Below are 12,325 nucleotides of genomic sequence, written 5' to 3'. Positions count from 1 at the left end.
GCTTTGGGTGCCCGCCAAGCCATTGGTGACGGATGATGAAATCGACCTCGAAGGCCCTGATCGTGATGGGACCGGCCGGCGTCGGCAAGACGACCACGGCCCGAATTCTGGCGGAACGCCTGGGTTGGCAGTTCGCGGAGGCCGACGATTTCCATCCGCCCGAGAACATCGCAAAGATGTCGCACGGCATCCCGCTTCAGGACGAGGATCGGTGGCCCTGGCTTTCGACGATCCGGGATTGGATCAGCGCCGAGGCGTGTGCCGGACGCAGCGTCGTTGCAACCTGTTCGGCCTTGAAGCGCAGCTACCGTGACATCCTGCGGGCGGCGGACGCCGATGTCCGTTTCCTGTTTCTCGCCGCCGATGCGTCACTGGTCGCAGAGCGTCTCGCCGCGCGATCGGGTCACTATATGCCCGCCTCCCTGCTGGCTTCCCAATTCGGAGATCTGGAGCCGCTGGAGACCGACGAACCGGGGATTGCTGTCACTATCGACAAGTCGGCAAAAGAGGTCGCCGATGAGGCGATCCGGCGTTTTATGGAGGCTGGCTGGCGCATTCGGATGATATGAGGGTTGGATCCCTGACTGTCGCTTCGCCACGCCAGCGGCATCAGGGCGCATAGCGATCGCGCAGCGCAGCGCAGCGCGGAGTCCAATAAAGTTGTCCGTACGTCAGAAAACTTTCGTGATTTGGCTTTCCGCCCAAACGCCATCTAGTTTTTCCTGCGAGAGCGCCATTTAATCGGGAATGTTCTCGAATGCCCAATGGATAGCGGCTCCATCGGCCACTAGCCCCATCAGAAATCAGAGTGGCTGTGCTGAAGCATAATCCATTTCGTTCGATGATTTCGAAATTGCCGCGTAGCTCGCTCCAGCCGCTTGGAGCTGCTCACGACATCTTGGTCGCGGCCTTCTCCATCACGCTTGCTCTTGCGCTGGCCTATGGATACGGGCCGCTGTTCACCACGTGGCAGCTTTGGGCGATCATTATCGCCTTCACGGCGCTGAGCGCCTGTCTCTTCCCTCTCTTTTCGCTCAATCGCGGAGCTTGGCGTTACGCCTCGCTTCTCGATGTGATTTCGATTGTCAAAGCCGCCACTGCCATCACGGTGATCTTCGTGATCGGCCATTTTCTCCTGTATCGTGGCGCCTGGCTGCCGCGCAGCGCCATGGTCACCACGTGGTTCGTGATGATCGTCGCCCTCGGCGGGCCTCGCTTGCTTTACCGGGTGACCAAGGAGAATGGCCTGTCGGAATCGCGGCGCAGCGGCTTCTGGCCGACGAAGCACAATGCTTTGCTTTATGGATTCAACGACAATGCGGATCTGTTCATCCGCGATGCGCGGCGCAACCACAGCGGCGTCAACATCCTCGGGCTCATCGATCCGCGCCTCAAGAACCGGCGGCGCCAGCTGCATGGCATCCGGGTGTTGGGTACGTTGGAAGACTTGCCGGCGGTGCTGCGCAAAAGCGATCTGAAGGCGTTGCCGATCGACGAGTTGATCGTAACATCGACCGAGATCACGGCGCAGGAGTTGACCAGCGTGGTCGCGCATGCTGCGCCTCACAAGCTCACGGTCCGGCGTCTGCATGACATTTCTCAGGCTGGCTTGATCCGCGACACGACGCAGATCGTGCCGCGTCCGCTGTCGTTGGAGGATCTGGTCGGCCGCCAGGAAATTCAGATTGACGTCGACGAGGTCGCGAACCTGCTCAACGGCCGCTGCGTTGCCGTGACGGGAGCTGGCGGCTCGATCGGCTCGGAGCTGGTCAGACAGATCGCGCCCTTCCATCCGCGCCATCTCTTGCTGGTCGACAACAACGAATACGCTCTCTACCGAATCCACCGGCATATGAGCGACAAGCACCCACAGGTCGCCGTCACGGCAAGGGTCACCGACGTGCGTCACGGAGCGCGTGTGGCGGATTTGTTCGAGCAGGTGAAGCCTGAGGTCGTCTTCCACGCCGCCGCACTGAAGCATGTGCCGATCGTCGAAGACAATCCGCTCGAAGGCATCGAGACGAATCTCCTGGGCACGCGGAACGTCGCCGACGCAGCGCTGCATTGCGGCGCCCTGGCGTTCGTCATGGTCTCCACCGACAAGGCGGTGAACCCCGCCAACGTCATGGGCGCCACCAAGCGGGCAGCCGAAACCTACTGTCAGGCGCTGGATCTCTCGCAGCAGGGCACACGCTTCCTGACCGTCCGCTTCGGCAACGTCATGGGATCCACCGGGTCGGTCATCCCGCTGTTCCAGGAGCAGCTCGAACGCGGCGGTCCGCTGACCGTGACGCATCCCGACATCTATCGCTATTTCATGACGATTCCGGAGGCGTCGCGGCTCATTCTCCATGCTGCCGGCCACGGCCTCAACGACCACAACGCCCAGGGCCAGATCCTGGTCCTCGACATGGGCGAGCCGATCCGCATCCTGGAACTGGCGGAACGGCTGATCCAGCTTGCCGGATTGCGACCCTACGTCGATATCGGCATCGACCTCATCGGTCTGCGCAAAGGCGAGAAGCTCAAGGAAGAGCTCTTCGGGCCGGACGAGATCGTCGAAGGTACCGGTTGGTCCGGCATCATGATCGCACGGTCGCGAGCCACCAATCTGACGCTGCTGCGCCGCAATATCGATGCCATCGAATCGGCCGTGGCATCCGGCGACGAACCGCGCGCGATTGCTCAACTGGGTCATCTCGTCCCGGGGCTGAAGGACGAAGCGGCGGCCACGCCGGCAGCACAAAAGCTGCGCCTGATCGACACGCGGCCCAAATTTGGCGATCAGCAATCCGGTCAGGGCGGGCGGGCCGGCTGACGCGCCGTCCCGGCAGCGGCGGCGGCCCGTCGGCTCTCCGCCTCGGACACGTTGCCTGAGAAATCCGCTCGACGAACAGCGATCGATCCCGGATGCCGAGCCGATATCGGCTCGATTCCCCGGGCAACAACGGTTCCGCCGGGCATTCTGCACTCTCCCGGACGATCAGAGCTCCGTCGTCCGGGATCTGCGGATCGGCGTATCAGCCCGGCTTGACCATATGGCTCGGATCGACGATGCGGTCGTAGTCGTCCGCCGAAACGAGGCCTGAGGCGATCGCTTCCTCGCGCAGCGTCGTGCCCTTCTTGTGGGCCGTCTTGGCGATCGCCGCCGCATTGTCGTAGCCGATGGTGGGCGCCAGCGCCGTCACCAGCATCAGCGACTGCTCCATCAGCGACTTGATGCGCGTTTCGTTGGCCTTGATGCCCTCGACGCAATGCTCGGCGAAGCTCACCATCGCATCCGACAACAGCCGGACGGAGTCGAGCACGGCCTTGGCGATCACCGGCTTGAACACGTTGAGCTCGAAATGGCCTTGTGAGGAGGCGACGGTGACCGTTGTCTCGTGACCGAACACCTCGGTGGCCACCATGGTGAGCGCTTCGGCCTGGGTCGGATTGACCTTGCCCGGCATGATCGACGAACCGGGCTCGTTTTCGGGCAGCGACAACTCGCCGAGGCCCGAGCGCGGGCCGGAGCCGAGGAAGCGGATATCGTTGGCGATCTTGAAAAGGTCCGTCGCCAGCGCGTTGAGGCTGCCGTGGAAAAACGCGAGCGCACCATGCGAGGCGAGCGCCTCGAACTTGTTGTCGGCGCTGCGGAACGCCTCTCCGGTCAGCTTGGCGAGTTCGGCAGCGATCGCTTCGGCAAAGCCTTCGGGCGAGTTGAGGCCGGTGCCGACCGCCGTGCCGCCCTGGGCCAGCGCATAGACGCCTTCGAGCGCCTGGAGAATGCGCGCGCGACCGAGCGTCAAAGCGGCTGAGTAGCCGGAAAATTCCTGGCCGAGCGTGACCGGCGTCGCATCCTGGGTGTGGGTGCGGCCGATCTTGATGATGCCGGAGAACTCCTGGCTCTTGGCGGTGAGGGCGGCCTCCAGCCGGTCGAGCGCAGGCAGCAGATGCTGCTTGACCTCCAGCACCGCCGCAACGTGCATGGCGGTGGGGAAGGTGTCGTTGGACGACTGGCTCATATTGACGTGGTCGTTCGGATGCACCGGCTTTTTCGAGCCCATCTCGCCGCCCAGCATCTCGATGGCGCGATTGGAGATGACCTCGTTGACGTTCATGTTCGTCTGCGTGCCGGACCCGGTCTGCCAGACCACCAGCGGAAAGTGATCGTCCAGTTGACCGGCGATGATTTGATCTGCAGCGCTTTCGATGGCGTCGGCGAGCTCGCCGTTGAGCCGGCCCGACGAGGCGTTGACGCGGGCCGCCGCCTTCTTGACGAGGGCCAGGGCCTTGATGAGAGGCAGCGGCTGCCGGTCGCCGCCGATCTTGAAGTTATTGCGGGAGCGCTCGGTCTGGGCACCCCAATAGCGATCGCTGGCAACCTCGATGGCACCGATCGAATCGGTTTCTTTCCGCGTCTCGCTCATGTCTCCATCCCTTTTGGAAATTCGCCGTTGCAGCCCTTCCTAAAGCATCGCGCCACGAATCGGAATCGGTTTTCCGGTCGCATAGGTGCAAAGGCGCGGCGAACAACCCGAAGTTAACTCCACGGGGAAAGGCCCGTTCCCGGGTGTTTTTCGCTATCGTCCAGCTACTGCCCCAGTCACCGGTCGAGCGACCGATCGGGAGGCTTCAAACAGGGTCAGGATGTGAAGCGCGACAATGCATTCGCTTGGCCATTCAATTGTTCATCCAGCCCAAAGGCAAAAAGCCGCCCCGGTAACCGGGACGGCTCGTAGAGGCCAGAAATGCGGTCCGACAATCAGTCGAACTGATCCTTCACCGCATCCTTGATCTTGCCGATGTTCTTCTGCGTCTTGCCTTCGAGGCGATCGGCCTCGCCCTCGGCCTGCAGACGCTCGTTGTCGGTCAGGTCGCCAGCGGCCTTCTTGATTTTGCCGCCCAGTTCCTTGCCTGCACCTTCCGAAACGTTCTTGTCCATGATCGGACTCCTTTGTTCTGAGCCGACGAAAGTCAGCTGTCCGAACTGTAAAACGCCGGTGGGCCGTTCGGGGTTCCTCAATTGGTTCAAGCGTTTCCGAGAATCTGATAGATCTGGGTGGCGGCCAGGACGCAGATCAGCAGGCCCACGGCCCGCAACAGCAGCTTCTCCGGTGCGACGCGAACTATGTAGCCGGCAAAAGGTGCTGCAACGACGCCGCCGACGATGAGGCCCGCAACGGGCACGAGATGGGAGAGCAGGCCGTCGGCCTCCTGCCAATGGCCGGTCAGCAGGGCGACGACGAAGCTTGCCGATACCGCGACGGTCAGCAGGAATTCGGCCGTGTTGACGGTTCCGACCACGTAGCGCGGCTGGCCGCCCGCGCCGAGCAGGCCCGAGGTCACGATCGGCCCCCAGCCGCCGCCGCCCACGGCGTCGAGAAAGCCGCCCGCCGCGGCGAGAGCCGGCACCACCGGGCCGGTCACCGGCTTCTGTGGAATGCGGCGGAAGGAGCGGACGACGAGATAGATCCCGATGACGGTGAGATAGGCCGCGACGTAGGGTTTTACGGCGGCACCGTCGATGCTCGTCAGCACGTAGGTGCCGACCATGCCGCCGGCGATGCCGAGCGGCGCCAGGCGCCAGAACAGCCGCCAATCGACGTTGCGATGGAACAGATGCGAGCCTCCGGAGGCGGCCGTCGTGAACAGTTCGGCGGCATGAACGGAAGCGGACGCCTGCGCCGGCGGAACGCCGAAGCTCAACAGCACCGTCGACGAGACCACGCCATAGGCCATGCCGAGGGCGCCATCGACCAATTGGGCGAGGCCGCCCACCAGCAGGAACAACAGAAAGCTACCCATCGCCAGGGTCTCCGGAAGACAACATAGTCTGATGGTAGCCATATATCCTACCTGCACGATAGGTTTTATGCGCGATCCTTTAGGCCCGTTCGGGGCAGAATTTTGCGTAGTTTGCCTCAAGAACGGAGAAAAAGAGCAAATCAGCCTCGAGTGAGAAGCAGATCGGCTCGGCTTGCCGGATCAATCGGCGGCCGGCGGGTCGAAGCGCCGCGCCTCCAGAATGGCGGCGGTGGCATCACGCACGGCGATCAGCGTCTTGCGGGTTTCGCACGTCTCGACATCCTGGCAATCGGGACATTTCCGGTAGGCCGTGCGGCTGGCGCAGGGCGCCAGCGCCAAAGGTCCGTCCACCACCCGCAGCACGTCGGCGAAGCTGATTTCGGAGCCGGGACGCGAGAAACGGTAGCCGCCGCGCACGCCACGCACGCTGACGAGAAGGCCGGCCTGCTTGAGCTCGACCAGAATGGCCTCGAGAAACTTGCGCGGGATCACCTCCTCGGCGGCGATGGTCGAGACGGAGAGCGGCGCGTCGCGCCGAGAGATGGCGAGCATCGCACGCAAGGCGTAGCGCGCGCGTTGGGACATCATCGGAAAGCCTCATCATCCCAAGAAAAAAGGGCCTGGCAAAGCCAGACCCTATAGTCGCAAGCATTGGACAGTCGAAGCTGAAATCTCGACGCATCCGATCGGATCGAAACGTCTTCGCTCCTCTGCCCGTTTCAACGTCCCGATGGTCGGGCCGCGATCGAAGCCGGACGGGGCCGGCTTCGACGATTTTGCAAAGTCTACTTTTGTTCGGGATGGGCGGCTTTACGGACTTCCTAGAAGTCCATGCCGCCACCCGAAACCGGGCCTGCCCGGTTTCGGCACCTTTGTTCGGGATGGGCGGCTTTATGGACTTCCTAGAAGTCCATGCCGCCCATGCCGCCCATGCCGCCGCCGGGCATGGCCGGAGCACCGGAGTCCTTCTTCGGCGCCTCGGTGACCATCGCCTCGGTGGTGACCAGCAGGCCGGCAACCGACGCAGCGTCCTGAAGCGCCGAGCGCACCACCTTGACCGGGTCGACGATGCCCATCTGGATCATGTCGCCGTATTCGCCGGTCTGGGCGTTGTAGCCGAAGCTGAGCGACTGATTCTCGAGGATCTTGCCGACGACGATCGAGCCCTCGTCACCCGCGTTGGTGACGATCTGACGGATCGGGGCCTGCAGAGCCTTGCGCACGATGTTGACGCCGGCATCCTGATCGGCGTTCTCGCCCTTGATGTCGAGCGCGTTGGAAGCGCGCAGGAGAGCGACACCGCCGCCCGCCACGATGCCTTCCTCGACGGCCGCGCGGGTCGCGTTGAGGGCGTCGTCGACGCGGTCCTTCTTCTCCTTCACCTCGACCTCGGTCGAGCCGCCGACGCGGATCACCGCGACGCCGCCGGCGAGCTTGGCCAGCCGCTCCTGCAGCTTCTCGCGGTCGTAGTCGGAGGTGGTCTCCTCGATCTGGCCCTTGATCTGGCCGACGCGGGCCTTGATCTGCTCGGATTCACCCGAACCATCGACGATGGTGGTGTTCTCCTTGGTGATCGTGACCTTCTTGGCACGGCCGAGCATGTCGAGCGTGACGTTCTCGAGCTTGATGCCGAGATCCTCGGAGATCACCTGGCCGCCGGTGAGGACCGCGATGTCCTCGAGCATGGCCTTGCGGCGGTCGCCGAAGCCCGGAGCCTTGACGGCGGCGATCTTCAGGCCGCCGCGCAGCTTGTTGACGACGAGCGTGGCGAGCGCCTCGCCCTCGACGTCCTCGGCGATGATCAGCAGCGGACGCGACGACTGAACGACAGCCTCGAGAACCGGCAGCATCGCCTGAAGGTTGGAGAGCTTCTTCTCGTGCAGGAGGATGTAAGGATCCTCGAGCTCGGCCACCATCTTCTCGGCGTTGGTGACGAAATAGGGGCTGAGGTAGCCGCGGTCGAACTGCATGCCCTCGACGACCTCGAGCTCGGTCTCGGCGGTCTTGGCTTCCTCGACCGTGATGACGCCCTCGTTGCCGACCTTCTGCATGGCCGAGGCGATCATCTCGCCGACTTCCTTCTCGCCGTTGGCGGAGATGGTGCCGACCTGAGCGACTTCATCGGACGTGTCGATCTTGCGGGCCGAGGCGACCAGCGTGTCGACGACCTTGGCGACCGCCGCGTCGATGCCGCGCTTGACGTCCATCGGGTTCATGCCGGCGGCCACGGCCTTGGCGCCTTCCTTGACGATCGACTGGGCGAGAACCGTCGCGGTCGTCGTGCCGTCACCGGCCATGTCGTTGGTCTTCGAGGCCACTTCGCGCACCATCTGGGCGCCCATGTTCTCGAACTTGTCCTCGAGCTCGATCTCCTTGGCGACGGTGACGCCGTCCTTGGTGATGCGGGGAGCGCCGAACGACTTGTCGATGACGACGTTGCGGCCCTTCGGGCCGAGCGTCACCTTGACCGCATCGGCGAGGATGTCGACGCCACGCAGCATGCGCTCACGCGCGTCGCGGCCGAATTTTACGTCTTTGGCTGCCATGTGATTGTCTCCCTGGCGCTCCATTCAAGGCTGCGCCGTATCTCGAATAGGGTGAATAGCGAACGTCGGGCGGTGGCGATCAGCCGACGATGCCCATGATGTCGGACTCTTTCATGATCAGCAGGTCTTCGCCGTTCAGCTTGACCTCGGTGCCCGACCACTTGCCGAAGAGAATCCGGTCGCCCGCCTTGACGTCGAGCGGCTGAACCTTGCCGCTTTCGTCGCGTGCACCCGCGCCGACCGCGACGATCTCGCCTTCCTGCGGCTTTTCCTTGGCCGTGTCGGGGATGATGATGCCGCCGGCGGTCTTTTCCTCGGACTCCACGCGACGCACCACGACACGATCATGGAGGGGACGGAAGTTCACGTTTGCCATTGTCGTTGAACCCTTAGCTCAGTGTGACAAGCCAGGCCCTCGTAAGGCACCCGGCGCCATTGCTAGCACTCTGCTTGGGCGAGTGCTAATGGCCGGCAATTAGGGGATCGAAAGTGGCGTTGTCAAGGCGCTGGCCGTTCAATTTTGGCCCGATCGGCGGGCTCGAAACGGACATCGAGTGGTGGCCGGTGAGACGATCCGAAACGCCCACCATGCCGATCGCCGTCATATCGTGCGTCTCTTGTTTCAATGCAAGGCGAGCCAGCCCGACAGAGCGTCAAAAGCGGAAGAAGAGTAAACGCTGTCGCCTGCGGAGGCGGCTATCGGATCAGGCGAACGTTCTTCTCTTCGCTGATCTCGGGGCATTGGATAATGACGCGGATGTCATCATAGTCCTTGTCGCCCACGGGACGGTCCTCCCAGCCATAGTACATGTACTTGCCAGGCTCGCAGGCCTTGGTCGTGCGCTGAGGCGTCCGGTTCTTGCCACTCGGCAGGATGCCGCCCTGGCTCTTCGGCACGCACTGCTCCTTGGTGTCGCAGAGGATGGTCTCCAGGATCCGCGAGGCGGCCTCGCCGTCGGTCGTCGCGTCGTAGCGTTCGGCTCCGGCTGCGATCTCTTCGTCCTGGTCCCTGCCCATCTGGCTGTTGAGCACCGTGTCGGTATAGTAGTTGTAGTGCTCGGCCAGCGGGTTGTCCCAGTTGCCCTGGTTCGTGCGCGAATTGCGGACGTTGTAGAGGCGGTAGCTGACGACGCCGGTCGCGCACTGCGGAAACTGGCTCATGTCGTAGGTGATCCGGCCGCCATTGTCGGAGATCGGCACCTCCTGCGAGCGGCCGTGCGTCTTGGGATCGTTTTTCTTCGACGGATCGAAGCAATAGGCGTAGATGCGGTTGTAGTCGCCGGCCTCCGGATCGAGCGAAGCCAGTTCGGGCGGCTTCCAGGTGATGTCGCGGTAGCGGGCGATGGACACGATGGACACCGCCATCCCGTTGGTCGCTCCGGGAATGAAGCCCGACAGGGTCGGCGGCACCACGCCGCTGATCGTCACCGTATAATCGACGTCGGAGGTCCACCCGGCCTCGACCTCGGCGTTCTTCAACTGGCCGGAATCGGCGAGCTGCTTCTCGACGAACGCCGAGAGGTAGCGCAGCGAACTGTCCTCGCCGCCGTCGGGTCCCTGGGTGGCCATGGCGAGAGCGGCTGCATCGCCGTGATTTTGCAGAAGGCTGGCGGTGCCTGTGCTGCGGGCATAGTCGATGCTCAATCCCATCAGGCCGACCACCGGCACGGCCAGCAGCGCCGTGATGACCGCGAATTGCCCCGATTCGTCGCCGAACAAGCGTTTTGTCATTTTGGCCCCACCCCGACCACTGACACCATTGGCCTGACAAGACGCTAAGCTTGCCAGATTAAATCCTGGATAGAGAGGCTGTTGCAATTTTAGCGATTATCGCATTCGCCGGTCTCGTCGGCGGCGATACCGTCTCCAGACGGACGGCTTGACCGAGGTCGTGCCCCTCGCTATCGCCTCGCATCGACGCGGCTCCTCGGGCGAACCGGCTTTGGAGAAACGACACGGATGACCAGCCAGATCGCTCCTCTCCAGCCGATCGCCACGCTCGACGAGGCGATGGACGGCTATGACGGCGTCTTCTGCGACGTCTGGGGCGTCGTTCACAACGGGCGCGCCAAGTTCGAAGCGGCGGAGGCGGCGCTGCAAGGGGTGCGCGAGGCGGGCAAGCCGGTGGTGCTGATCACCAATTCGCCGCGGCTCAGCCAAGGCGTTCATCGGCAACTCGACCAAATCGGTCTGTCGCGGCAGGCCTACGACTTCGTCGTGACCTCCGGCGACGTGACGCGCGCTTTGATCGCCGAGGCCGATTCCAAGGTGTTTCATCTCGGACCGGAGCGCGATCTCGACCTGTTCGAGGGCCTCGACGTCGCCCTGTGCGGCGAACAGGAGGCCGCAACGATCGTGGCCACCGGCTTCTTCGACGACGAAACGGAAACGCCGGACGACTATGCCGACATGCTGCGCGGCCTGGCCGGGCGAGGCCTGCCGATGATCTGCGCCAATCCCGACGTGGTCGTCCAGCGCGGCGACCGAAGGATCTGGTGCGCCGGCTCGCTGGCTCGCGCCTATCAGGAGCTGGGCGGCGAGGTCCGCATCGCCGGCAAGCCGTATCGTCCGATCTACGAGCTGGCCGCCCAGCGGGTCGGCGGCATCGCCGACAAGCGCGTCCTGGCGATCGGCGACGGCTTGGCGACGGACATCAAGGGCGCCCAGACCTTCGGATTGGACGCGCTTCTGATCCTGGCGGGCATTCACGCCGACGATATCGAGGCCAGCACCGAGTCGGTCGCGCAGGCGCTGCGCGAGGCGGATCTGACCGCGCGCTACTTCATGCCGGTATTGAGATGAGCGACATCGTGCGCGTGCCCCGGGCCGAGGCCCTTCCCGCCGCGTTGCGCGGTGGCGTGGTCGCGGTGGGCAATTTCGACGGCGTGCATCGCGGCCATCGGGCGGTGCTCGACGCGGCGCGCGAGAAGGCCTCCGAGCTCGGCGTTCCCGTGGTCTGTCTCACCTTCGAGCCGCATCCCCGCACCGTCTTTGCGCCCGACCAGCCGGTGATCCGTCTGACGCCGGCAGCGATGAAGGCGCGCCTGCTCGCCGCGCTCGGCTTCGACGCCGTCGTCGAGCAGCCCTTCGACGAGGCCTTCGCCTCCCTGACGGCCGAGGCCTTCGTCGACCGTGTCCTGGTCGAGGCGCTCGGCGCGCGTCACGTGGTCATCGGCTTCGACTTCCATTTCGGCGCCCGGCGTTCGGGCACGCCCGACTTTCTGATCGAGCGCGGCGCAGCCAAGGGGTTCGGCGTCACGCGCATCGACGCCTTCTTCGACGAGGGCGGTGCCACCATTTCGTCCAGTCGCGTGCGCGATCGTCTGGCCGCCGGCGAAGTCGCGGAGGCGGCCGGTCTTCTCGGCTATCGCTGGACCATCGAGGCCACCGTGATGCCCGGACAGCAACTCGGCCGCACCCTCGGCTATCCGACGGCCAACATGGAACTGGGGCCGGAACGCCTGCTCAAGCAGGGCGTCTATGCCGTGCGCTATCGCCGGTCCGATGGCGGGCTGTTCGACGGGGTGGCGAGCTATGGCCGCCGACCGACCTTCGACAACGGCGCCGTGCTGTTCGAGACGCATCTCTTCGACTTTGCCGGCGATCTCTACGGCGAGACCGCCCATGTCTCGCTGTTCGGCTATCTGAGGGGCGAGGAAAAGTTCGACGGCGCGGCCGAACTGATCGCCCAGATGGATCGCGACGCCGAGGAGGCGCGGGCGCTGCTGGCGGGCGCGCGGCCACTGTCCGAACTCGACGCGGCGATCGCCTTCTAGACATCCTGCCTCATCGGAACGGCGAGGCAAAGCGAGCGCCGTCCGCCCGACCGCGTCGTCCTCCGCCCGCGTGTCGAGGATCCCGAACTCGACGAAACCGGACGGCTTGGCGCTGCCACTGTCAAAAACTTTCCTTTCGTCCCCGGACTTGCTATGGGCTGGCGCCATGTCCGGTCTGCGCACGCCTGTCTTTTTCAGACGAATTCGCCGCCC

At 64.0% G+C, this 12,325-nt stretch carries 12 protein-coding genes; 4 read left to right on the top strand and 8 right to left on the bottom strand.

Annotation, left to right across the window (positions count from 1 at the left end; all coding sequences use genetic code 11):
• The first annotated feature begins 35 nt into the window (after positions 1-35).
• On the top strand, positions 36-569 hold the full coding sequence (locus SMD10_RS01200) for a gluconokinase (protein WP_331683798.1): 534 nt from the start codon (positions 36-38) through the stop codon (positions 567-569).
• A gap of 284 nt (positions 570-853) precedes the next feature.
• Positions 854-2,818, top strand: a complete 1,965-nt coding sequence (locus SMD10_RS01195) for a polysaccharide biosynthesis protein (protein ID WP_331683797.1) — start codon at positions 854-856, stop codon at positions 2,816-2,818.
• 202 nt (positions 2,819-3,020) lie between these two features.
• On the opposite strand, the gene fumC is transcribed toward SMD10_RS01195, so the two are convergent.
• From fumC to SMD10_RS01155, 8 genes are all read right to left on the bottom strand, one after another.
• A complete protein-coding gene (gene fumC / locus SMD10_RS01190) occupies positions 3,021-4,412 on the bottom strand; it encodes a class II fumarate hydratase (RefSeq protein ID WP_331683796.1) in 1,392 nt (463 codons plus the stop codon).
• Positions 4,413-4,747: 335 nt separating this feature from the next.
• Positions 4,748-4,927 (bottom strand): CsbD family protein, encoded by a 180-nt coding sequence (locus tag SMD10_RS01185; protein ID WP_331683795.1) that lies wholly within the window; start codon positions 4,925-4,927, stop codon positions 4,748-4,750.
• 86 nt (positions 4,928-5,013) lie between these two features.
• A complete protein-coding gene (locus SMD10_RS01180) occupies positions 5,014-5,790 on the bottom strand; it encodes a sulfite exporter TauE/SafE family protein (protein WP_331683794.1) in 777 nt (258 codons plus the stop codon).
• Positions 5,791-5,970: 180 nt separating this feature from the next.
• Complete coding sequence (locus SMD10_RS01175) at positions 5,971-6,378, bottom strand: RrF2 family transcriptional regulator (RefSeq protein ID WP_331683793.1); 408 nt, start codon at positions 6,376-6,378, stop codon at positions 5,971-5,973.
• 314 nt (positions 6,379-6,692) lie between these two features.
• A complete protein-coding gene (gene groL / locus SMD10_RS01170; protein ID WP_331683792.1) occupies positions 6,693-8,336 on the bottom strand; it encodes a chaperonin GroEL in 1,644 nt (547 codons plus the stop codon).
• Positions 8,337-8,415: 79 nt separating this feature from the next.
• The gene (groES, locus tag SMD10_RS01165) at positions 8,416-8,712 is read right to left on the bottom strand and encodes a co-chaperone GroES (protein ID WP_331683791.1); all 297 of its coding nucleotides are present in this window, start codon (positions 8,710-8,712) and stop codon (positions 8,416-8,418) included.
• Between the two features lie 85 nt (positions 8,713-8,797).
• Positions 8,798-8,941 carry a hypothetical protein gene (locus tag SMD10_RS01160; RefSeq protein ID WP_331683790.1) on the bottom strand — a complete coding sequence of 48 codons (144 nt, stop codon included), beginning with the start codon at positions 8,939-8,941 and terminating at the stop codon, positions 8,798-8,800.
• A 91-nt stretch (positions 8,942-9,032) separates the two neighbouring features.
• Positions 9,033-10,067 carry a TadE/TadG family type IV pilus assembly protein gene (locus SMD10_RS01155; RefSeq protein ID WP_331683789.1) on the bottom strand — a complete coding sequence of 345 codons (1,035 nt, stop codon included), beginning with the start codon at positions 10,065-10,067 and terminating at the stop codon, positions 9,033-9,035.
• Between the two features lie 228 nt (positions 10,068-10,295).
• Here SMD10_RS01155 and SMD10_RS01150 point away from each other — a divergent pair, with 228 nt between their 5' ends.
• Positions 10,296-11,138 carry a TIGR01459 family HAD-type hydrolase gene (locus tag SMD10_RS01150; RefSeq protein ID WP_331683788.1) on the top strand — a complete coding sequence of 281 codons (843 nt, stop codon included), beginning with the start codon at positions 10,296-10,298 and terminating at the stop codon, positions 11,136-11,138.
• A complete protein-coding gene (locus tag SMD10_RS01145; protein ID WP_331683787.1) occupies positions 11,135-12,112 on the top strand; it encodes a bifunctional riboflavin kinase/FAD synthetase in 978 nt (325 codons plus the stop codon). The genes SMD10_RS01150 and SMD10_RS01145 overlap by 4 nt, the downstream gene beginning before the upstream one ends.
• The last annotated feature ends 213 nt before the right edge of the window (positions 12,113-12,325 follow it).

It is taken from the genome of Consotaella aegiceratis (genome assembly GCF_036541425.1).
Classification (GTDB): domain Bacteria; phylum Pseudomonadota; class Alphaproteobacteria; order Rhizobiales; family Rhizobiaceae; genus Consotaella; species Consotaella aegiceratis.
This window is presented reverse-complemented; position numbering and strand designations above follow the sequence as displayed.

Excerpts from the sequence above, each read along its gene's own strand:
- SMD10_RS01200 (WP_331683798.1), top strand. The coding sequence starts at position 36 with ATGAAATCGACCTCGAAGGCCCTGATCGTGATGGGACCGGCCGGCGTC.
- fumC (WP_331683796.1), bottom strand. The coding sequence starts at position 4,412 with ATGAGCGAGACGCGGAAAGAAACCGATTCGATCGGTGCCATCGAGGTT.
- SMD10_RS01185 (WP_331683795.1), bottom strand. The coding sequence starts at position 4,927 with ATGGACAAGAACGTTTCGGAAGGTGCAGGCAAGGAACTGGGCGGCAAA.
- SMD10_RS01180 (WP_331683794.1), bottom strand. The coding sequence starts at position 5,790 with ATGGGTAGCTTTCTGTTGTTCCTGCTGGTGGGCGGCCTCGCCCAATTG.
- SMD10_RS01175 (WP_331683793.1), bottom strand. The coding sequence starts at position 6,378 with ATGATGTCCCAACGCGCGCGCTACGCCTTGCGTGCGATGCTCGCCATC.
- groL (WP_331683792.1), bottom strand. The coding sequence starts at position 8,336 with ATGGCAGCCAAAGACGTAAAATTCGGCCGCGACGCGCGTGAGCGCATG.
- groES (WP_331683791.1), bottom strand. The coding sequence starts at position 8,712 with ATGGCAAACGTGAACTTCCGTCCCCTCCATGATCGTGTCGTGGTGCGT.
- SMD10_RS01160 (WP_331683790.1), bottom strand. The coding sequence starts at position 8,941 with ATGACGGCGATCGGCATGGTGGGCGTTTCGGATCGTCTCACCGGCCAC.
- SMD10_RS01155 (WP_331683789.1), bottom strand. The coding sequence starts at position 10,067 with ATGACAAAACGCTTGTTCGGCGACGAATCGGGGCAATTCGCGGTCATC.
- SMD10_RS01150 (WP_331683788.1), top strand. The coding sequence starts at position 10,296 with ATGACCAGCCAGATCGCTCCTCTCCAGCCGATCGCCACGCTCGACGAG.
- SMD10_RS01145 (WP_331683787.1), top strand. The coding sequence starts at position 11,135 with ATGAGCGACATCGTGCGCGTGCCCCGGGCCGAGGCCCTTCCCGCCGCG.